Raw genomic sequence first — 20733 nt, forward strand, 5'->3', positions numbered from 1 at the left:
CGCCACGCCAGGCTCTATCACGCTCCCACGCTCGTGATAGCATCCGCGCCTATGAAGTTTCCAGGAAGAATTACCAGTGGCGTGCTGATGCTGATCACCAGCTGCGCGGCACTGGCGCAAAGTGAATTGGATGTGCGGATCAAACCGTCCAACGATGAACTGAAAGCCAATATAGAGGGCTATATCGGCAGCCTCGGCGATCGTGACGAAGAAGCCTTGCTGCGCTTCAGTCGTGGCGCCGAGGAACAGGCGCGCAAGGCCGCCCAGGCCTTGGGGTATTACCAGCCGCAGATCGACAGCGACGTGAAGGGCGGCAAGACGCCGCGCCTGATCCTCAACATTGATCCAGGCGAGCCGGTGCATTTGCGCAATGTCACGATTCGCGTCGACGGTCCGGCGGCTTCCCTCAAAACCTTTCGTGTCCCCAAAAGCGCTGCGCTGACAACCGGCGCGGTGCTTAACCATGGAAGGTATGAAGACGCCAAGAAACTGATCCAGAACCAGGCCTCGCGCTATGGCTTCTTCAGCGGCCACTTCACTCATCAGACGTTGTCGGTGGACCCGCGCGCCGGTGTCGCCGACATCGACCTCGTCTATGACAGCGGCCCGCGTTATGCCCTGGGCAAGGTCAGTTTCGAGGGCGACACGCCGTTCGACGAAGACCTGTTGCGGCGCATGGTGCCGTTCAAGGAAGGCGCACCCTACGACTCCGAACTGATCGCCGAGCTCAATCAGGCGATGCAATCGAGCGGCTATTTCGAAAGCGTGCGCGTGGATGCGGCGCCAACGGCGTCGAAGAACGATGTGATTCCGGTCGACGTCAAACTCGAAACCCGTAAACCACGGACCATGGGCCTGGGGCTTGGCTATTCCACCGACGTTGGCCCCCGGATCAAGGCCAACTGGACCCGGCACTGGGTCAACCCGCAGGGGCACAGCTATGGCTGGGAGACCGAAGTTTCGGCGCCCCGGCAGAACGTCGGGGTGTTCTACGACATTCCCCTGGACCCGCCGCTGACCGACAAATTGCGCTTCGCGGGCGGTTATCAAAACGAAGAAATTGCCGACAAGGATTCCCTGAGCAAACTCCTGACCCTCGGTCCCGAGTGGCACAGCAAGTTGCCCAGCGGCTGGCAGCGCGTGGTCTCGCTCAAGTGGCAGCGCGAGGAATACCGGCTCGGCGACGACTCGGGGCTCAGCACTTTGTTGATGCCTGGCGTCAGTTATTCCTACCTGAAAAGCGACAACCGCATCGACCCGCACAATGGCTATCGCCTGGAATTCGAAACCAAAGTGGCCAAGGAAGGTTTGGGTTCGGACACCAACCTGGTCTACGGCACAGCACTGGTCAAAGGCCTGACTACGGTCTTCGATAAACACCGCTTCCTCGGTCGGGTGCAGGTCGGCGGCAGCGCCACCAACGGCTACAAGTCCGTACCGCCGTCGTTGCGCTTCTTCGCCGGTGGCGATCAGAGCGTGCGCGGCTACGACTATCAAAGCCTGTCTCCGGAAAACTCCGACGGTGACCGCATCGGTGGTCGCTACATGATCGCCGGTAGCGTCGAGTATCAATACTCCGTCGCCGAAAAATGGCGGGTCGCGACCTTCGTTGACCAGGGCAACTCCTTTAACACACTCGAACTGCCGAACCTCAAGACCGGCGTGGGCATCGGCGTGCGCTGGGTTTCCCCGGTGGGGCCGATTCGCCTCGACCTGGCCCACGCGATGGACGACGACGGCGGCATTCGACTGCACTTTTCCATGGGGCCTGAGCTGTGAAGCGTGGTTTGAAGATAACGCTGCTGGCGATTCTGGCGCTGCTGATCCTGGTCGTCCTGGCCGTGACCACGGTGCTGGGCACGGCGGCAGGCAGCCGTTGGGCGCTCGGCTTTGTGCCGGGTTTGACCGTGGAGAATTTCCAGGGGCGCCTGGGTGGGCAGTGGAGTGCCGATCACCTGCTGTGGCAGCAGGACAGCAGCCGGGTTGAGCTGAACAAGGTGATTTTCGCCTGGTCGCCGCTGTGCCTGACCCGCATGACCTTGTGTATCGAGCAGTTGAAAACCGATCAGGTCAGCTTGCAATTTCCTCCGGGCGCCGATGAAGACAGCAGCGGCGATATCGAGCTACCGGATCTGAAGTTACCGTTGGCCCTCGAACTGGGCGATATCCAGGTCGGCAGTCTGCTGTTCAACGGCAGCGAAGAACTCAAAGGCCTGCAACTGGCGGCGCACTGGACGGCGCAGGGCATGCAGATTGACTCGGTGAAGTTGCAGCGTGACGAGCTCAATCTGAACCTCTCCGGCCTGCTGCAACCCAGCGGCAACTGGCCGCTCAAGGCCGAAGGCACGTTGACCCTTCCGGCGCCCGAGCCTTGGAGCCTGGCGTTAAAGGTGGACGGCGACCTGCTGAAAACCCTGAACCTGAAAGCCGACAGCCGCGGTTATTTGAACGGCCAATTGACGGGCGAGCTGCAACCGCTGGTCGACAACCTTCCGGCGAAAGTGCGGATCACCGCCGACGGCTTCAAGCCCAGCGCCGACCTGCCAGACACCTTGCAACTCAATCAAGTGGAACTTACGGGGGACGGCGACCTGAAAAACGGTTACCAGTTGCTCGGCAAAGCCACGCTGCCCGCAGAAAAAGGCCCGGTCGCCTTGCTGCTGCAAGGCAAGGTCGACGCCAATGGCGCGCAGATCGCCGCCCTCGACCTGACCGCCAACGACAAGCAAACCCTCAAGCTCACCGGCAACCTCGACTGGAGCAAAGGCCTGAGTGCCGACGCGAAGATCGACTGGCTGGACTTCCCGTGGCACCGTCTCTATCCGCTGATCGATGAGCCGGAAGTCGCTTTGCGCAGCTTCAACGGTGAAGTTTCCTACACCGACGGAAAATACATCGGTCACTTCAAATCGGCCCTCGATGGCCCGGCAGGTGCGTTCAGCCTCGAAAGCCCCTTCAGCGGCGACCTGACGAAAATCTACCTGCAACAAATCCAGCTCGAAGCCGGGCAGGGCAAGGCCGAAGGGCATCTGAACCTGCAATTTGCCGACGGCATTGCCTGGGACACCGCGCTGGATCTGTCGGCCATCAACCCGGCGTATTGGGTCGCGGAGTTGCCGGGCACGCTGGCCGGACCGCTGCGTAGCAAAGGCGAGCTGAAAAACGAAAAACTCAGCCTGACCGCCGACCTCGATCTGAAAGGCAAGCTGCGCGGCCAACCCGCCGTCATCCAGGCCAAGGCCGATGGCGCCGGTGAGCAATGGAACCTCAACGCGCTGCAAATCCGCCTCGGTGACAACAGCATCAACGGCAAGGGCAGCCTGCAACAGAAGCTTGCCGGCCAGATCGACATCAAGCTGCCGCGCTTGGCGCAACTGTGGCCGCAACTGCGCGGTCAGCTCAATGGTCGTCTCGATGTCGCCGGCACGCTTAAAGCGCCGCAAGGCAAGCTTGGGTTGCAAGGCACGCAACTGGCCTTCGAAGACAATCGCCTGCAAAGCCTGAACCTCGACGCGACCCTCGACGGCGCGCAACGGGCGAAAATCGACCTCAAGGGCAGCGGTATTCAGGCCGGTGACACTTCGCTAGGCACGCTGACGGCCAGCGGCCAGGGCGATATCAAGAACCAGAAACTCGCCCTCGATCTGCAAGGGCCGAAGCTGAAACTGGCCCTCGGCCTCGACGGTGCGCTGGACAAGGGCAACTGGCGCGGGCGTCTGGCCAGCGGTGATATCCAGGCCGGTGGTCAGGACTGGAAGCTGCGAGGCCCGGCGAAACTTGAACGGCTGGCGGACGGCAAGATCAACTTCGGCGCTCATTGCTGGATGTCCGGCGCAGCCAGTTTGTGTGGAGAAGACCAGCGCCTGATGCCCGAGCCGAAGCTGCGTTACCACCTCAAGCAATTCCCGATTGAAAGCCTCGCGCAATGGTTGCCGAAGGATTTCGCCTGGAAGGGCAAACTCAGCGCCGACCTGCAACTGGACCTGCCGGCCAGCGGCCCGAACGGCCAGATCAGCGTCGATGCCAGCGGCGGCACGTTGCGCATGAAGGAAAAGGATCAGTGGCTGGACTTCCCGTACCAGACCCTGAAACTCACCAGCAAACTCACGCCCAAACGCATCGACACCGACCTCAACTTCGTCGGCGGCAAGCTCGGCGAACTGATGGTGCAGGCGCAAATCAATCCGCTGCCGAAAAACAAACCGCTCACGGGGTCGTTCCGTCTCAGTGGGCTGGATCTGTCGGTGGCGCGGCCGTTTGTGCCGATGGTCGAGAAGCTCACCGGGCGTTTGAACGGCAGTGGCACGCTCTCCGGCGATCTGCTGGCCCCGCAGGTGAACGGTAATCTGCTGCTCAGCGATGGCGAAGTGTCCGGGCCTGAATTGCCGATGGAATTGCAGGGCTTGCAGCTTCAGGCGCAGATCGCCGGCGAAACGGTGCAGTTGAACGGCGGCTGGAAAAGCGGCAAGAGCGGGCAGGGCAGTCTCAACGGCAACATCGCCTGGGGCCAGGCGCTGGTGGTGGACCTGACGCTCAAGGGCTCGCAATTGCCCGTCACCGTCGAACCGTACGCCAAGCTGGAAGTAGCGCCGGACCTGAAGATTTCGATGAAGGACGACAAACTGGCGATCACCGGCAAAGTGCGGGTGCCCAAGGGCGAGATCACCGTGCGCGAGTTGCCGCCATCGACGGTCAAGGTCTCCGATGACACGGTGATCGTCGGCCAGCAGACCGAAGAGGGCAAACCGCCGCTGGCCATGAAGATGGACATCGACGTGGTGGTGGGTGAGGACAAACTCAGCTTTGCCGGGTTTGGCCTGACCGCCAATCTGCAAGGGCACGTGCACATCGGCGACAACATGGACACCCGCGGTGAGCTATGGCTCAACGATGGACGATATCGAGCGTACGGCCAGCGGTTGACGGTGCGCCGTGCACGGCTGCTTTTCGCTGGGCCTATCGATCAGCCATATCTGGATATTGAAGCCATTCGCCAGACCGACGATGTGATTGCTGGCATTCGCCTCAGCGGCAGCGCCGAACAGCCGACCACGCAGATCTTCTCCGAGCCGGCCATGAGCCAGGAGCAGGCCTTGTCCTATCTGGTGCTGGGGCGTCCGCTGAGCACCAACGGCGAAGACAACAACATGCTGGCCCAGGCGGCGCTGGGGTTGGGTTTGATGGGCAGTTCGGGGGTGACCGGCAAACTGGCCAACGATCTGGGGATTCAGGACTTCCAGCTCGACACCCAGGGCAGCGGCAACACCACCAGCGTCGTGGCCAGCGGTAATATCTCCGAGAAGCTCAGCCTGCGCTATGGCGTTGGCGTGTTTGAACCGGCCAACACCATTGCCTTACGCTACAAACTGAGCAAAAAGGTCTACCTCGAAGCCGCGGGCGGTGTGGCCAGTTCGCTCGACATCTTCTACAAGCGGGATTTCTAACCCGCGTTCCCCTCCGAAACCGAGTCGCTCCCTTCGCGAGCAAGCCCGCTCCCACATTTGATCTGCGGCGTACACAAATCCAATGTGGGAGCGGGCTTGCTCGCGAAGGCCGCGCTGCGGTCACCGATCCGAAACAACATTCCCGCGCCATTTATCAGCCAAATAGCAAGCAACCTAACTATTACGTTGACATTCGCTGCCTAGGCAGTAACATCTCGTCATACATTCTCTGCCTAGGCAGCTAATTGGTGGTCAGATGAAACATTTCACCCCAGACGCATTCCACACTTGCCATCTCGGCCTCCTGCTCGGGCGCGCTGCGCTGCTCAAGGACCGGATCATCGACACGCACATGGAACCTCACGGCATCACCGCCGCGCAGTTCAAAGTGCTGATCATCATGGCCCAGTTCGGTGTCGATACCCCGGCCGAGCTGTGCCGGCACCTGTCGCTGGACAGCGGTTCGATGACCCGCATGCTCGACCGTCTGGAACAGAAAGGTTTTCTCGCCCGCCAACGTTCCGAAGCCGATCGCCGTCAGGTGCAACTGGTGCTCACCGAGCAAGGCCAACAATTGACTGACCGCCTGCCGGAAATCGGCGCCGACGCCATGAATGAACTGGCCGGCGCGATTACCCCGGAAGAACTGAAAACCCTGGAACAGATCCTCAAGAAAATGCTGGTAGCGGCCGGTGATTCGATCACCTTGCTGCGGGTAGGTGACCAATGAGCAGTAAAACCCTGCGTGCCGGCCTGAGCCTGGTGCTGGCGGCTATGACCCTGGCCGGTTGCGCCAGTTACAGCGGCCTGAACACCGAAGGCGTCAGCCTCGAAGCGAAAAACCTCAAGGCCGGGCAATCCCTCAGCGGCGTGACTTTGTCGCCTGCGGCCTGGCCGAAAAGCGACTGGTGGAAAAGCCTCGGCGACCCGCAACTCGACGGCCTGATCCGCGAAGCCCTGCACGACAGCCCCGACATGCAAATTGCCGACGCTCGCGCCCATCAGGCCAGCGCCGCGGCGTATGCCGCCGATGCCGCACGCATGCCGACCCTCGATGCCAGCGCCGGTGTCAGCCGTTCGCGTCTGGCCCGCGATCAAGACCCGAGCGGGCAGGGCGATACGTATTCCACCGTGCGTAACATCGGTGCCAGTTTCAATTACAACTTCGACCTCTGGGGCGGTCAGCGGGATGCCTGGGAAGCTGCGTTGGGCGAGGCCCGTGCGGCCGAAGTCGATCAGCAGGCTGCGCAACTGACGTTGTCCGCCGACGTCGCCCGCGCTTACAGCGATCTGGGCCAGGCGCACATTGTCTACGACCTGGCCAACGAAGACCTCAAACGCACCAAGCAAATGCTTGAACTGAGCCAGCGCCGGCTGAGCTCGGGGATCGACAGCCAATACCAGTTCCAGCAAACCGAAAGCCTGGAAGCCAGCTCCGAAGCGAGCCTGATCGACGCCGAAAAACGCCTGCAAAGCGCGAAAATCGCTTTGGCCGTGCTGCTCGGCAAAGGCCCGGATCGCGGCAACGAAATCGCCCGGCCGAAGATCCTGCAAGCCAGCGCTGTCGCATTACCATCGGTATTGCCCGCCGAGTTGCTCGGTCGTCGTCCAGACCTGGTGGCCGCACGCTGGCGGGTCGAGGCTGCGAGCAAGAACATCGCCGCCGGCAAAACCCAGTTCTACCCCAACCTCAACCTGAGCGCCGCAGCCGGTGCCGAGTCGTTGCTGGGGGATGCGATGTTTGGTTCGGCAAGCCGTTTCTTCAACGTTGCGCCGACCATCTCCGTGCCGATTTTCGACGGCGGCCGCTTGCGCGCTGACCTCGATTCACGCGACGCCGACTATGACCTCGCGGTGGCGCAGTACAACAAAAGCCTGGTGAAAGCCCTGGGTGATGTCAGCGACACCATCAACCAGTTGCGCGATATCGGGCGGCAGATCGGGGCGCAGCAACACGCCACCGACATTGCCCAGGATTCTTACAACACCGTGGTCCAGCGGTACGGTTCCGGCATCGGTAACTACCTGGACGTGCTCAGCATCGAGCAGCAATTGCTCCAGGCCCAGCGTCAGTTGGCCAACCTGAATGCCGAGCAGATTGACCTGTCGATCCAACTGATGCAGGCGCTGGGCGGCGGCTTCCAGGGCGAAACCCTGACCGCAGCCAACGCACTCCCAGCCACGCAGCACAACTAATTCAAGGTATTTGTCATGGCCACTGCCGAAACGACAACACAAACCCCTGACAACGCTCCAGACACCAGCAACCCGCGCAAACGCAAAGTCATGCTGGTCGTACTCGCGATCGTGGTGATCCTCGCCGGTGTCGGCGTCTGGGGTTATCACGAGTTCTACGGGCGCTGGAACGAAAGCACTGACGACGCCTATGTGAACGGCAACGTGGTGGAAATCACCCCGCTGGTCACCGGCACCGTGGTCAGCATTGGCGCCGATGATGGCGACCTGGTCCATGAAGGCCAGGTGCTGATCAACTTCGACCCGAACGACGCCCAGGTCGGTCTGCAAAGTGCCCAGGCCAACCTGGCCCGCACCGTGCGTCAGGTGCGCGGCTTGTACAGCAATGTCGACGGCATGAAAGCCCAGGTCAACGCCCAGCAAGCTGAAGTGCAGAAGGCCCAGGACAACTTCAATCGCCGGAAGAACCTCGCCGCTGGCGGCGCGATCTCTCAGGAAGAGCTGTCCCACGCTCGCGATGACCTGACCTCGGCGCAAAACGCTTTGGCCAACGCCAAACAGCAACTGAAAACCACCAGCGCCTTGGTGGATGACACCGTGGTTTCGTCGCATCCGGACGTGATGGCCGCTGCTGCGCAATTGCGTCAGGCCTACTTGAACAACTCCCGCAGCACCTTGATCGCGCCGGTCACCGGTTACGTGGCCAAGCGCTCCGTGCAACTGGGCCAGCGCGTCCAGCCGGGGACGGCGCTGATGGCGGTGATTCCGCTGGATCAGCTGTGGATCGACGCCAACTTCAAGGAAACCCAGCTGCGCGACATGCGCATTGGTCAACCGGTCGATATCGAAGCCGATCTCTACGGCAGCGACGTGAAATTCAGCGGCACCATCGACAGCCTCGGCGCCGGTACTGGCAGCGCGTTTGCCCTGCTGCCGGCGCAGAACGCCACCGGTAACTGGATCAAGATCGTGCAGCGGGTGCCCGTGCGGATTCACATCAACGCCGAAGAACTGGCCAAGCACCCGTTGCGGGTGGGCCTGTCGACTCAGGTCGATGTGAACCTGCGTGACCAGAGCGGCCCGGTGCTGGCGCAACAGCCGCCGCAAAAGGCGTCGTTCAGCACCAACGTCTACGACCGTCAATTGGCCGAAGCCGACGCGATGATCACGCAGTTGATCCACGACAACAGCGCTGCGGTCAGCAAAACCGTGCAGCGCTGACACCACCCCTGTGGGAGCGGGCTTGCTCGCGAAGGCGGATTTACATTCAACATTTTTTTTGATTGATCCACCGCCATCGCGAGCAAGCCCGCTCCCACAAGGTCCGCGGCGCCAGTTGAAAAGCGTCGCGCCAGCCACGTTCCAAAGGATTTGCGATGAGCAATAACGCGTCTTTCACGCCGCCCAGCCTGCTGCTCAGCACCATCGGCCTGTCGCTGGCGACCTTCATGCAAGTGCTCGACACCACCATCGCCAACGTGGCGCTGCCGACGATTTCCGGCAACCTGGGCGTGAGTTCGGAGCAGGGCACCTGGGTCATCACTTCGTTTGCGGTGAGCAACGCCATCGCGCTGCCCCTGACCGGCTGGCTCAGCCGCCGTTTCGGTGAGGTGAAGTTGTTTCTCTGGGCAACCATCCTGTTCGTGATCGCCTCGTTTCTTTGCGGTATCTCGACCTCGATGCCTGAGCTGATTGGCTTCCGGGTGCTGCAAGGCCTGGTCGCCGGTCCGTTGTACCCGATGACCCAGACGCTACTGATCGCGGTGTATCCGCCGGCCAGGCGCGGCATGGCCCTGGCGTTGCTGGCGATGGTCACGGTGGTCGCGCCGATTGCCGGCCCGATCCTTGGCGGCTGGATCACCGACAGTTACAGCTGGCCGTGGATCTTCTTCATCAACGTGCCGATCGGCATCTTCGCGGTGATGGTGGTGCGCCAGCAGCTCAAGGCGCGTCCGGTGGAAACCAGCCGTCAACCGATGGACTACGTGGGTTTGATCACGCTGATCATTGGTGTCGGCGCGTTGCAGGTGATCCTCGACAAGGGCAATGATCTGGATTGGTTCGAGTCGAACTTCATCCTCATCGGCGCGGCAATTTCAGTAATCGCGCTGGCGGTGTTCGTGATCTGGGAAATGACCGACAAACACCCGGTGGTCAACCTGCGGCTGTTTGCGTATCGCAACTTCCGCATCGGCACCATCGTGCTGGTGTTGGGTTACGCCGGGTTCTTCGGCATCAACCTGATCCTGCCGCAATGGCTGCAAACCCAGATGGGTTACACGGCGACCTGGGCGGGGCTGGCGGTGGCGCCCATCGGGATTTTGCCGGTGCTGATGTCGCCGTTTGTCGGCAAGTACGCACACAAGTTCGACCTGCGGCTGCTGGCCGGGCTGGCGTTCCTGGCGATTGGCCTGAGCTGCTTCATGCGCGCCGGGTTCACCAATGAAGTGGACTTCCAGCACATCGCGCTGGTGCAACTGTTCATGGGGATTGGTGTGGCGCTGTTCTTCATGCCGACCTTGAGCATCCTGATGTCGGACCTGCCACCAAGCCAGATCGCCGACGGCGCGGGCCTCGCGACATTCCTGCGGACCCTGGGCGGCAGTTTTGCGGCATCGCTGACCACGTGGATCTGGATCCGCCGGGCGGATCAGCACCATGCCTATATGAGCGAAAGCATCAGCACTTATGAACCGGCGACCCGCGAGGCACTGAATGCGCTGGGCGGGCCGAGCAACCCGGCGTATGCGCAGCTGGATCATGTGCTGACCAGTCAGGCCTACATGCTCTCCACCGTGGATTACTTCACGTTGCTGGGGTGGGCGTTCATGGGGTTGATCGTGATTGTGTGGCTGGCAAAACCGCCGTTTGCCGCTAAAGCAGGCCCTGCTGCCAGCGGTCACTGAACTCGCCGCAGATCCCCTGTAGGAGCGAGGCTTGCCCGCGAAGGCTGCGTGTCAGTCGACCGAGATACTGATTGATACGCAGCCTTCGCGGGCAAGCCTCGCTCCTACAAGGGGTCTTGCGTGCGGCTGTCAGTTGGCTGGGGCTGCCAGCTGCGGTGGAGGAGTGAAGTCGAAGGGGGCCAGCGCGAACCCTTGCTCATCCACCTGCAACGCCCAGCCCTGACGATCCCAATCCCCCAGCACAATGCGTTTGGCCGCTTGTTCGCCAATCTGCAGTTTGTGAATGGCCGGACGATGGGTGTGGCCATGGATCAACGTTTTTACGCCATATTCCTGCATGATCCGCGGCACTTCTTCCGGCGTGACATCGACAATGTCATTGGCCTTCATCCGCGTCTGCGCCCGGCTTTCGCTGCGCAGCTTGCGCGCCAGCTTATGCCGCGTGCGCAGCGGCAAGTGCCTAAGGATGAACAGGGTAATCGGGTTGCGCAGGTAGCGACGCAGCTTCATATAAGCCTCGTCGCGGGTGCAGAGGCTGTCGCCGTGCATTAATAGCACCGGCTCGCCGTTGAACTGCACGACACTCGGGTCCTTCAACAACGTGCAGCCGGCCTGTTTGCAAAAGGCCTGGCCGAGCATGAAGTCGCGATTGCCGTGCATCAGAAAAATCGCCGTGCCGCTGTCGCTAAGGGTGCGCAGGGCCTGGCAGATGGAACGCTGGAACGGCGTCATGGCATCGTCGCCAATCCACGCCTCGAAAAAGTCGCCCAAGATGTACAGCGCACTCGCCAAGCGGGCGCGTCCGGCGAGCAAATCCAGAAACGCCCGGGTAATGTCCGGGCGCTCCTCTTCCAGATGCAAGTCTGAAATCAGCAGTATCACGCTTCGATGATCTCGGCTTTCTCGATGATCACGTCTTCTGCTGGTACGTCCTGGTGGCCGGATTTCATGGTGGTGGAAACACCTTTGATCTTGTCGACAACGTCGGTGCCTTCAACGACTTTGGCGAACACGGCGTAGCCCCAGCCCTGAGTGGTCTTGGCGCTGTGGTTCAGGAAGCTGTTGTCAGCCACGTTGATGAAGAACTGGGCGGAAGCCGAATGCGGCTCCATGGTGCGGGCCATGGCGACGGTGTACTTGTCGTTCGGTAGGCCGTTGTCGGCTTCGTTCTGGATGCTTGGGCGCTTGTCTTTCTTTTCTTTCATGCCTGGCTCGAAACCGCCGCCCTGGATCATGAAGTTACCGATGACGCGGTGGAAAACGGTGTTTTCGTAGTGACCGGCTTTGACGTACTCGATGAAGTTGGCAACGGTCAGCGGTGCCTTTTCAGCGTTCAGTTCCAGGACGATGTCGCCATGGTTTGTTGTCAGTTTGACTTGGGTCATGATCATTACTCTTTATGAGGTAAAGCGTTTTCAATGAATTCGTGGGTTTCGGGGCGTTGAAGCCCTCAACCGGTCCGGCCAATATCGGCCAAGGTGCGCAGTTTAGCGTGCCGGGCGCGAATTTCGAGGCTGTTTTTCATTTGCATCCGATTAAATGCAGCCGTTTTCGGGCCTGCTCTGTCAGCGACTTGACGGCATCGGCTATGATAAGCCCCTTTGTTTTAACAGCCGCTTTGATTTGGCCAACTGGCCGCGCACTTGTACGTTCAAGGATCCTATGAGCAAGCCCACTGTCGACCCTACCTCGAATTCCAAGACCGGCCCTGCCGTGCCGGTCAATTTCCTGCGCCCGATCATCCAGGCGGACCTGGACTCGGGTAAGCACACGCAGATCGTCACCCGTTTCCCGCCTGAGCCCAACGGCTACCTGCACATCGGTCACGCCAAGTCGATTTGCGTGAACTTCGGCCTGGCCCAGGAATTTGGCGGCGTCACCCACCTGCGTTTCGACGACACCAACCCGGCCAAGGAAGACCAGGAATACATCGACGCGATCGAAAGCGACGTCAAATGGCTGGGCTTCGAATGGTCCGGTGAAGTGCGCTACGCCTCGCAGTATTTCGACCAGTTGCACGACTGGGCCGTCGAGCTGATCAAGGCCGGCAAGGCCTACGTCGATGACCTGAGCCCGGAACAGGCCAAGGAATACCGTGGCACGCTCACAGAGCCGGGCAAGAACAGCCCGTTCCGTGACCGCTCAGTGGAAGAAAACCTCGACTGGTTCGCCCGCATGCGTGCCGGCGAATTCCCGGACGGCGCACGCGTGCTGCGGGCCAAGATCGACATGGCCTCGCCGAACATGAACCTGCGCGACCCGATCATGTACCGCATCCGCCATGCGCATCACCACCAGACTGGCGACAAGTGGTGCATCTACCCGAACTATGACTTCACCCACGGTCAGTCGGACGCCATCGAAGGCATCACCCACTCGATCTGCACCCTGGAGTTCGAAAGCCACCGTCCGCTGTACGAGTGGTTCCTCGAGAACCTGCCGGTACCGGCGAACCCGCGCCAGTACGAGTTCAGCCGTCTGAACCTGAACTACACCATCACCAGCAAGCGCAAGCTCAAGCAACTGGTCGATGAAAAGCACGTGTTTGGCTGGGATGACCCGCGTATGTCGACGCTGTCGGGCTTCCGCCGCCGTGGCTACACCCCGGCGTCGATCCGCAACTTCTGCGACATGGTCGGCACCAACCGTTCCGACGGCGTGGTCGACTTCGGCATGCTCGAGTTCAGCATCCGTCAGGATCTGGACCAGAACGCTCCACGCGCCATGTGCGTGCTGCGTCCGTTGAAGGTGGTGATCACCAACTACCCGCAAGACCAGGTCGAGAACCTCGAACTGCCGCGTCATCCGCAGAAAGAAGAACTGGGCGTGCGCAAGCTGCCGTTCGCGCGTGAAATCTACATCGACCGCGATGACTTCATGGAAGAGCCGCCAAAAGGCTACAAGCGCCTTGAGCCGAACGGCGAAGTGCGTCTGCGCGGCAGCTACGTGATCCGTGCCGACGAAGCGATCAAGGACGCCGATGGCAACATCGTCGAGCTGCGTTGCTCGTATGACCCGGAAACACTGGGCAAGAACCCTGAAGGCCGCAAGGTCAAAGGCGTGGTGCACTGGGTGCCGGCCGCAGCCAGCGTCGAGTGTGAAGTGCGTCTGTACGATCGCCTGTTCCGTTCGGCCAACCCTGAGAAGGCCGAAGACAGCGCCAGTTTCCTGGACAACATCAACCCTGACTCGCTGCAAGTTCTCACCGGTTGTCGTGCCGAGCCTTCGCTGGGCAATGCACAGCCGGAAGACCGTTTCCAGTTCGAGCGCGAAGGTTACTTCGTCGCGGATATCAAGGACTCGAAACCCGGTGCTCCGGTATTCAACCGTACCGTGACCTTGCGTGATTCGTGGGGCCAGTGATTCAAGGAACCTCTAAAGTGCTTTCGATCTACAACACGCTCACCAAGAGCAAAGAAGTCTTCAAGCCGCTGGATGGCAATAATGTGCGCATGTATGTCTGCGGGATGACCGTGTATGACTACTGCCACATTGGCCACGGCCGCAGCATGGTCGCGTTTGACCTGGTGACCCGCTGGTTGCGGTTCAGCGGTTATAACCTGACGTATGTGCGCAACATCACCGACATTGAAGACAAGATCATCAATCGGGCGAAGGAGAACGGCGAGCCGTTCGACGTGCTGACCGAGCGCATGATCACCGCGATGCACGAGGACGAGGCACGCCTCAACATCCTCAAGCCGGACATGGAACCGCGGGCCACCGATCACATCGCTGGCATGCAGAGCATGATCCAGACCCTGATCGACAAGGGCTATGCCTACGCCCCGGGCAATGGCGACGTGTACTACCGCGTCGCCAAGTTCATGGGCTACGGCAAGCTGTCGCGCAAGAAGATCGAAGACCTGCGCATCGGCGCGCGGATCGAAGTCGACGAGTCCAAGCAGGACCCGCTGGACTTCGTGCTGTGGAAAGGCGCCAAGCCGGGCGAGCCGAGCTGGCCTTCGCCGTGGGGCGACGGTCGTCCGGGCTGGCACATCGAATGCTCGGTGATGTCGACCTGCTGCCTGGGCGAGACCTTTGATATTCATGGCGGCGGCAGCGACCTCGAGTTCCCGCACCACGAAAACGAAATCGCCCAGAGCGAAGCGGCCACCGGCAAGACCTACGCCAACGCGTGGATGCATTGCGGCATGATTCGCATCAATGGCGAGAAGATGTCCAAGTCCTTGAACAACTTCTTCACCATTCGCGATGTGCTGGAAAAGTACCACCCGGAAGTCGTGCGTTACCTGCTGGTGTCGAGCCACTACCGCAGCGCGATCAACTATTCGGAAGACAACCTCAAGGACGCCAAAGGCGCACTCGAGCGTTTCTACCACGCGTTGAAAGGCCTGCCGAACGTGGCGCCGGCCGGTGGCGAAGCCTTTGTCGAGCGTTTCACCCAGGTGATGAACGACGACTTCGGCACACCGGAAGCCTGCGCGGTGCTGTTCGAGATGGTGCGAGAGATCAACCGTCTGCGCGAGAGCGATCTTGATGCGGCGGCGGGTCTGGCGGCGCGCTTGAAGGAATTGGCGAGTGTGCTGGGTGTGTTGCAGCTCGAAGCCGATGACTTCCTGCAGGCCGGTGCCGAAGGGCGGGTTGATGCCGCTGAGGTTGATGCGCTGATTGCTGCGCGTCTGGCGGCTCGTGCGGGTAAAGACTGGGCTGAGTCCGACCGCATCCGCGACCAGTTGACCGCGATGGGCGTGGTGCTGGAAGACGGGAAGGGCGGCACGACCTGGCGTTTGGCTGACTGATTGCAGCGTTCGTTACAAACAAAACCCGCCTTGTGCGGGTTTTTGTTTTTGGGCGAGTGGGTGAGCTGATGGGGTGTTTGATCTTGCCCGCGAACGGTCGCAAATCAAATACAGTCAGTGCGAGTTGCTGGTCATTCAGCCTGGCGCAACCGCTTGTAAAGGGTATTGCGGCTAACCCCCAACCGCCGGGCCAAATGGGAGATATTCCCCCCAGCCGCCTGCAACAACCGATTCAAATCCTCGGCATCATTCAAATCCACCGCCAGCGGCTCCGGCGAGTCCACTGGCTCCATCTCCAGATCGACAAAAAAGTCATCCGGCAAATGCTCCGGCCGCACCGGTTGTTCCTCGGCCATGGCCAGCGCCACCTGCATCACGCTGCTGACCTGGCGTAAATTCCCCGGCCACGGATGACGACCGAACAACTCCATCACCTCCCGGCTCAACCCCGCCCACTGCGATGGCTCGCGATGCTGTTCCCACAAGCGCTTGAACAGCGCCTGTTTGTCGCTGCGTTCCCGTAGCGGCGGCAATTCCAGGGTCAAGCCGCCGATCCGGTAATAAAGGTCTTCGCGAAACCGGCCGAGTTGCACTTGTTCGCGCAACGAGCGGTTGGTCGCCGAGATGATGCGGATATCCACCGGAAACAATTCGCTACTGCCGACCGGTTGCACGCAACGTTCCTGCAAAACCCTTAACAGACGAGCTTGAGTCGGCAATGGCATGTCGCCGATTTCATCGAGGAACAGCGTGCCTTTATCCGCCTTGCGGATCAGGCCGATGCTGCCTTTCTGATTGGCGCCGGTGAACGCGCCTTTCTCGTAGCCAAACAGCTCGGACTCCACCAGTTCGGCGGGGATCGCTGCACAGTTGACGGCGATGAATGGCTGTTTGCTCCGGGAACTGGCTTGATGCAGGGCTTTGACGAAGACTTCCTTGCCGACCCCGGTTTCACCGTGGATCAACAGCGGAATGTCTTTTTCCAGCAAACGCTCGGCCTGGCGCACGGCTTTTTCAACGCGGCTGTCGCCGAAATGCAGGGTGTTGAGGCTGATCGCAGCAGGCGCGGCCACGGCCGGTTCCGCGCTTTTGGTTTCAGAAAACAGTCTGGCTTGAATCGGCACCTGTTTCGGCCGTTTCAACAGGCATTGAAAGCGGTTGCGCCCCGAGGCCTGCAGCGCAAAGGGCAGGCCGTCGGGCTGGTTCAACAGTTCCAGCAACGACACCTTGAACAGGCTCTCGACACTGACGCGCGACAGGCTGATGCCCAGCAGATTGTCGGCCCGGCGGTTGGCGGACAGCACCTGGCCGGTTTCATCGAAAATCAGCAAACCGGCCCATTGGCTGTCGAGATTGTTCAACCCGGTGTTGAACGTCAGTTGAAAATGCTGGCCGTGAAACAGGTTGAGGATCAGCCTGTTTTCCACGGTCTGGCTCATCATCTTGACCATGCCGAGGGTGTGGGACGGCGGCAGGTAGCTGTCGCTGGACACGTCCAGCACCGCGATCACCTTGCGTTCGGCATCGAAAATCGGCGCGGCAGAACCGGTCATGAAGCGGTTGGCCTTGAGGAAATGCTCATCGTGTTCGATGTGCACTGCTTGCTCGCAGGCCAGCGCGGTGCCAATGGCGTTAGTGCCGCTGCAACGCTCCATCCAGCTGGCGCCGGCGCTGAAACCGCGGGTCAGGCTCGGTTCGATAAAACGCTGGGTGCCCCAGGACGTCAGCACCTGGCCCTGATTGTCGGCGAGCATGATCAGGCAGTTGGAGTTGCTCAGGATGTTTTCGTAGTACGGCAGGACTTCCTGGTGGGTGGTTTGCACCAGGGCATGCTGGCTCTCCAGCAACTGGGCGATGCCCTCGGCCGGGAGCTGATCGAAGGCCGGGGCACTTTGATGATCAAGGCCGAACGCACGGCAACGGGACCAGGAGTCCTGGATGATGGCGTCGTGGGAGAGCGGCGAGGCGGGTACGGCCATGGCAGTCGATCTCTGAGCAAGCTTTTATTGTTTTTATGGGTTTTTGCATCACGTTCAAACGCTAGATAACTGTAGGAGCCAGGCTTGCCGGCGAAGGCGTCATTGAAATTGCCTTCGCCGGCAAGCCTGGCTCCTACAGGGGCAATGTGCGGCTGAAAAGTGTTTATAGAGTGTTGTTCACTATTGTTCATTGTCAACGGTTGGATTGTTCAGTTGTTCAATCGTGGCTGTTCATTTCTGTTCAGCAACGAAAGCGGTTGTGCTGCTGTTTTGAAGATTTTCAAGGCGGTTCAACAACTTACATTTTCTGGCATGAAACTCGCTCTACAGCCTGGGTCGCTTGACTCCAAATAATAAAAAAGGCCGAGCCATGTCATTAACCCTGGAGCACGTCAGCCGTACCGTCGAGGGCCAGACCTGGATCGACGATGCGTGCCTGAGTTTCGAACCCGGATCCTTCAACGTTTTGCTCGGGCGCACGCTGTCCGGCAAAACCAGTCTCATGCGCCTGATGGCCGGTCTGGATAAGCCCGACACGGGCCGCATCCTGATGAACGGCGTCGACGTCACGCAGCGCCCGGTGCGTTTGCGCAACGTGTCGATGGTCTATCAGCAGTTCATCAATTACCCGACCATGACCGTCTTCGAGAACATCGCCTCGCCTTTGCGCCAGGGCGGTGTCTCCAATGAGCTGATCCAGAGCAAAGTGCTGGAAACCGCGAAGATGCTGCGCATCGAGAAATTCCTCAAGCGCTATCCGCTTGAGCTTTCAGGTGGCCAGCAACAGCGCACCGCGATGGCCCGGGCGCTGGTCAAGGATGCCGAGCTGATTCTGTTCGATGAGCCGCTGGTGAACCTCGACTACAAGTTGCGCGAAGAACTGCGCCAGGAAATGCGCGAGCTGTTCAAGGCGCGGCACACCATCGCCATCTACGCCACCACCGAACCCAACGAAGCGCTGGCCCTGGGCGGCACCACCACCATTCTTCACGAAGGCCGGGTGATCCAGAGCGGCAAATCCTCCGAGGTCTATCACCAACCGCAAACGGTGCTGGCCGCCGAATTGTTCTCCGAGCCGCCGATCAATTTGATGCCGGGGCGAATTGCCGGCAACGAAGTCAGCTTCGCCAATTTCGTACACTTTCCGTTGAACGTCGATTTGCGCCCGGTCGGCGAGGGCGAGTTCCGTTTCGGCGTGCGTCCAAGCCATATCTCGCTGGTGCCGAGCAACGACGATGACCTCGAACTCGCGGTGACCGTCGAAGTGGCCGAGATCAGCGGTTCGGAAACCTTCCTGCACGTGCGCAACGAGCATTTCCTGCTGGTGCTGCACTTGCCCGGCGTCCATGAATACGACGTCGATGCGCCGATCCGGATTTATATCCCGACCCATAAACTGTTTGTGTTCGATGCGCAGGGGCGGCTGGTCCAGGCGCCCGGTCGCCGCATCGCGAGGGTTGCCTGATGGCCGAAATCCGATTGCAGCACCTCGCTCACAGCTACACCAGCACGCCGAGCGGCCCGGAGGATTATGCGATCCGCGAGATGGACCACGTCTGGGAGCAGGGCGGTGCTTACGCCTTGCTCGGGCCTTCGGGCTGCGGCAAGTCGACGTTGCTCAACATCATTTCCGGGTTGCTTAGTCCGTCTCAGGGCCAGGTGCTGTTCGACAGCAAAGTGGTCAACGACCTGACCCCCGAGAAGCGCAACATCGCTCAGGTTTTCCAGTTTCCGGTGGTCTACGACACCATGACGGTGTTTGACAACCTGGCCTTCCCGCTGCGCAATCAGGGCATGGCCGAGGCGAAAATTCACAGCAAGGTGCAGGAAATCGCCGAGGTCCTCGACCTCCAGGCGCTGCTGAGCAAAAAGGCGCGCAACCTCACCGCCGACGAAAAACAGAAAGTCTCCATGGGCCGTGGACTGGTGCGTGACGACGTCTCGGCGATCCTGTTCGACGAACCCTTGACGGTGATCGACCCGCACCTGAAGTGGAAACTGCGGCGCAAGCTCAAGCAGATCCACGAGCAGTTCAACATCACCATGGTCTACGTCACCCACGATCAACTGGAGGCCTCGACCTTCGCTGACAAGATCGCGGTGATGTACGGCGGCCAGATCGTGCAATTCGGCACCCCACGCGAATTGTTCGAACGGCCGACCCACACCTTTGTCGGTTATTTCATCGGCAGTCCGGGGATGAACCTGATCGAGGTGCAGCCACAACCGGGCGGCGTCGGCTTTGCTTCGACGCATCTGCCTTTGTCCGACGCCCAACAGCAACGAATCGCCGAGTCCGAGTGGAAAACCCTGAAGGTCGGTATCCGTCCTGAGTTCGTGCATGTATGGGACGAGCCGTTCGATGACGCGATGCAGGCACAGGTCGTACACGTCGAAGACCTCGGCACCTACAAGATCATGACCCTGAACCTCGACGGCGCGCCGTTGAAAGTGCGTCTGGCCGAAGACAAACCGGTGCCGGAAGGCACGGCCTGGATCAGCTTCCCGGCTCAGTGGTTGATGGTTTATGCGGATGATTACTTGCTGCCAGCGCAAGCCAATAATGAGGTGCAGCCATGAACAAGGTGCAGAACAACAAGGCCTGGTGGCTGGTCCTGCCGGTGTTTCTGCTGGTGGCGTTCAGTGCGGTGATCCCGATGATGACCGTGGTCAACTACTCGGTGCAGGACATCTTCGACCAGTCGAGCCGCTATTTCGTCGGCGCCGATTGGTACAAGCAGGTGCTGCTCGATCCACGGTTGCACGACTCGCTGCTGCGGCAATTCATCTATTCCGGCTGTGTGCTGCTGATCGAAATCCCACTGGGCATCGCCATCGCCCTGACCATGCCGACCAAGGGCCGCTGGTCGTCGCTGGTGCTGATTATCCTGGCGATTCCGTTGCTGATCCCGTGGAACGTGGTCGGCACCATCTGGCAGATTTTCGGCCGCGCGGACATCGGTCTGCTCGGTGCCAGCCTCAAGGCCATGGGCATCAACTACAACTACGCGGCCAACACCATGGACGCCTGGGTCACGGTGCTGGTGATGGACGTCTGGCACTGGACGTCGCTGGTGGCGCTGTTGTGTTTCTCCGGGTTGCGGGCGATTCCGGACGTGTACTACCAGGCCGCGCGGATTGATCGGGCATCGGCCTGGGCGGTTTTCCGACATATCCAGCTGCCCAAGCTCAAGAGCGTGCTGCTGATCGCGGTGATGCTGAGGTTCATGGACAGTTTCATGATCTACACCGAGCCTTTCGTACTCACGGGCGGTGGACCGGGGAATGCCACGACCTTCCTGAGTCAGACCTTGACCCAGATGGCCGTAGGGCAATTCGACCTCGGTCCGGCGGCGGCTTTCTCGCTGGTGTACTTCCTGATCATCCTGTTGGTGTCCTGGCTGTTCTACACCGCCATGACTCACTCTGACGCCAACCGCTGAGG

The 20733-nt window shown here is 60.4% G+C and carries 14 protein-coding genes; 11 read left to right on the forward strand and 3 right to left on the reverse strand.

The features are described 5' to 3' along the window. Window positions 1-51 precede the first annotated feature (51 nt). The 6 genes from ACA049_RS11060 (at window position 52) to ACA049_RS11085 (ending at window position 10546) form a co-directional block, all read left to right on the forward strand. A complete protein-coding gene (locus tag ACA049_RS11060; RefSeq protein WP_497335354.1) occupies window positions 52-1779 on the forward strand; it encodes an autotransporter assembly complex protein TamA in 1728 nt (575 codons plus the stop codon). Continuing rightward, entirely contained in the window at window positions 1776-5444 is a 3669-nt protein-coding gene (locus ACA049_RS11065) for a translocation/assembly module TamB domain-containing protein (RefSeq protein WP_497335356.1), read from the forward strand. Before ACA049_RS11060 ends, ACA049_RS11065 begins: the two co-directional genes overlap by 4 nt. A gap of 256 nt (window positions 5445-5700) precedes the next feature. Then, entirely contained in the window at window positions 5701-6174 is a 474-nt protein-coding gene (locus ACA049_RS11070) for a MarR family winged helix-turn-helix transcriptional regulator (RefSeq protein WP_219097066.1), read from the forward strand. Next, the gene (locus ACA049_RS11075; protein WP_497335358.1) at window positions 6171-7640 is read left to right on the forward strand and encodes an efflux transporter outer membrane subunit; all 1470 of its coding nucleotides are present in this window, start codon (window positions 6171-6173) and stop codon (window positions 7638-7640) included. Before ACA049_RS11070 ends, ACA049_RS11075 begins: the two co-directional genes overlap by 4 nt. A 15-nt stretch (window positions 7641-7655) precedes the next feature. Next, entirely contained in the window at window positions 7656-8861 is a 1206-nt protein-coding gene (locus tag ACA049_RS11080; protein WP_497335360.1) for an HlyD family secretion protein, read from the forward strand. Between the two features lie 155 nt (window positions 8862-9016). Then, window positions 9017-10546: a DHA2 family efflux MFS transporter permease subunit gene (locus tag ACA049_RS11085; RefSeq protein WP_497294775.1), complete on the forward strand. Its 1530-nt coding sequence runs from the start codon at window positions 9017-9019 to the stop codon at window positions 10544-10546. Window positions 10547-10675: 129 nt separating this feature from the next. Here ACA049_RS11085 and lpxH read toward each other — a convergent pair whose 3' ends face one another. Both lpxH and ACA049_RS11095 read right to left on the reverse strand, forming a co-directional pair. Beyond that, the gene (gene lpxH, locus ACA049_RS11090; RefSeq protein ID WP_497335362.1) at window positions 10676-11428 is read right to left on the reverse strand and encodes a UDP-2,3-diacylglucosamine diphosphatase; all 753 of its coding nucleotides are present in this window, start codon (window positions 11426-11428) and stop codon (window positions 10676-10678) included. After that, window positions 11425-11931 (reverse strand): peptidylprolyl isomerase, encoded by a 507-nt coding sequence (locus tag ACA049_RS11095; RefSeq protein ID WP_145309581.1) that lies wholly within the window; start codon window positions 11929-11931, stop codon window positions 11425-11427. Before ACA049_RS11095 ends, lpxH begins: the two co-directional genes overlap by 4 nt. 277 nt (window positions 11932-12208) lie before the next feature. On the opposite strand from ACA049_RS11095, the gene ACA049_RS11100 reads away from it, so the two are divergent. Further along, window positions 12209-13909 carry a glutamine--tRNA ligase/YqeY domain fusion protein gene (locus tag ACA049_RS11100; RefSeq protein WP_497335364.1) on the forward strand — a complete coding sequence of 567 codons (1701 nt, stop codon included), beginning with the start codon at window positions 12209-12211 and terminating at the stop codon, window positions 13907-13909. 17 nt (window positions 13910-13926) lie between these two features. Beyond that, a complete protein-coding gene (gene cysS, locus ACA049_RS11105; RefSeq protein ID WP_497294770.1) occupies window positions 13927-15309 on the forward strand; it encodes a cysteine--tRNA ligase in 1383 nt (460 codons plus the stop codon). 131 nt (window positions 15310-15440) lie between these two features. On the opposite strand, the gene ACA049_RS11110 is transcribed toward cysS, so the two are convergent. Further along, window positions 15441-17288, reverse strand: a complete 1848-nt coding sequence (locus ACA049_RS11110) for a sigma-54-dependent Fis family transcriptional regulator (RefSeq protein WP_497335366.1) — start codon at window positions 17286-17288, stop codon at window positions 15441-15443. Window positions 17289-17658: 370 nt separating this feature from the next. Here ACA049_RS11110 and ACA049_RS11115 point away from each other — a divergent pair, with 370 nt between their 5' ends. Genes ACA049_RS11115 through ACA049_RS11125 form a run of 3 tightly spaced genes read left to right on the forward strand, consistent with a single transcriptional unit; the run spans window position 17659 to window position 20731 of the window. Then, a complete protein-coding gene (locus ACA049_RS11115; protein ID WP_497335368.1) occupies window positions 17659-18753 on the forward strand; it encodes an ABC transporter ATP-binding protein in 1095 nt (364 codons plus the stop codon). Next, entirely contained in the window at window positions 18753-19868 is a 1116-nt protein-coding gene (locus ACA049_RS11120) for an ABC transporter ATP-binding protein (protein WP_497335370.1), read from the forward strand. Before ACA049_RS11115 ends, ACA049_RS11120 begins: the two co-directional genes overlap by 1 nt. Continuing rightward, the gene (locus ACA049_RS11125; RefSeq protein WP_010458824.1) at window positions 19865-20731 is read left to right on the forward strand and encodes a carbohydrate ABC transporter permease; all 867 of its coding nucleotides are present in this window, start codon (window positions 19865-19867) and stop codon (window positions 20729-20731) included. Before ACA049_RS11120 ends, ACA049_RS11125 begins: the two co-directional genes overlap by 4 nt. Window positions 20732-20733 lie beyond the last annotated feature (2 nt).

It is taken from the genome of Pseudomonas sp. LBUM1662 (genome assembly GCF_059695915.1).

Bases quoted from the DNA above. Each gene is read 5' to 3' on its own strand.
- ACA049_RS11060 (WP_497335354.1), top strand. From the start codon at position 52: ATGAAGTTTCCAGGAAGAATTACCAGTGGCGTGCTGATGCTGATCACC.
- ACA049_RS11070 (WP_219097066.1), top strand. From the start codon at position 5,701: ATGAAACATTTCACCCCAGACGCATTCCACACTTGCCATCTCGGCCTC.
- ACA049_RS11075 (WP_497335358.1), top strand. From the start codon at position 6,171: ATGAGCAGTAAAACCCTGCGTGCCGGCCTGAGCCTGGTGCTGGCGGCT.
- ACA049_RS11080 (WP_497335360.1), top strand. From the start codon at position 7,656: ATGGCCACTGCCGAAACGACAACACAAACCCCTGACAACGCTCCAGAC.
- ACA049_RS11085 (WP_497294775.1), top strand. From the start codon at position 9,017: ATGAGCAATAACGCGTCTTTCACGCCGCCCAGCCTGCTGCTCAGCACC.
- ACA049_RS11095 (WP_145309581.1), bottom strand. From the start codon at position 11,931: ATGACCCAAGTCAAACTGACAACAAACCATGGCGACATCGTCCTGGAA.
- ACA049_RS11100 (WP_497335364.1), top strand. From the start codon at position 12,209: ATGAGCAAGCCCACTGTCGACCCTACCTCGAATTCCAAGACCGGCCCT.
- ACA049_RS11110 (WP_497335366.1), bottom strand. From the start codon at position 17,288: ATGGCCGTACCCGCCTCGCCGCTCTCCCACGACGCCATCATCCAGGAC.
- ACA049_RS11115 (WP_497335368.1), top strand. From the start codon at position 17,659: ATGTCATTAACCCTGGAGCACGTCAGCCGTACCGTCGAGGGCCAGACC.
- ACA049_RS11120 (WP_497335370.1), top strand. From the start codon at position 18,753: ATGGCCGAAATCCGATTGCAGCACCTCGCTCACAGCTACACCAGCACG.
- ACA049_RS11125 (WP_010458824.1), top strand. From the start codon at position 19,865: ATGAACAAGGTGCAGAACAACAAGGCCTGGTGGCTGGTCCTGCCGGTG.